We start from the raw sequence: 604 nt of genomic DNA, 5'->3' as shown, positions 1-604 counted from the left end.
CGGGCAAGGCGGGAGGCTCGATGGTGCACGCGCTGGAGGCGCTGTGGCCGGCCGATGCGCCGCTGTCGGGCCTGGTCGTGACCCGCTACGGCCATGTGCCCGAACGGCCGCCCGGGTTGCCGCAGCGCGTGGAGATCGTGGAGGCCGCGCACCCCGTGCCCGATGCGGCGGGCCTGGCGGCGGCCGAGCGCATGCTGGCGCTCACGCAGGGGCTCACGGCCGATGACCTGGTGCTGTGCCTGATCTCGGGCGGCGGCTCCGCACTGCTCACCCTGCCGGCCGATGGCCTGACCCTGGCGGAAAAGCAGCGCATCCACCGCGCGCTGCTGGAAAGCGGCGCCGGCATCGCCGAGATGAACTGCGTGCGCAAGCACCTGTCGCGCATCAAGGGTGGCCGGCTGGCGGCCGCGTGCGCGCCGGCCCGCGTGGTCACCCTGGCCATCAGCGACGTGCCGGGGGACGACCCCGCCGTGATCGCCAGCTGCCCCACGGTGCCCGACGGCACGACCTGCGCCGAGGCGCTGGACATCCTGGCGCGCTACCGCATCGACCTGCCCGCGCCGGTGCATGCGGCGCTGCAGCCGGCGCGCTGGAGACCCCCAAG

1 pseudogene is annotated in these 604 nt (G+C 75.2%); it reads left to right on the top strand.

Going from position 1 to position 604, the window contains the following annotated elements:
• Positions 1-604 (top strand): annotated as a pseudogene (locus AC27IQ_RS26730) (glycerate kinase type-2 family protein); the annotation flags it as partial.

Source organism: Acidovorax sp. KPB24-07 (assembly GCF_057543315.1).
This window is presented reverse-complemented; position numbering and strand designations above follow the sequence as displayed.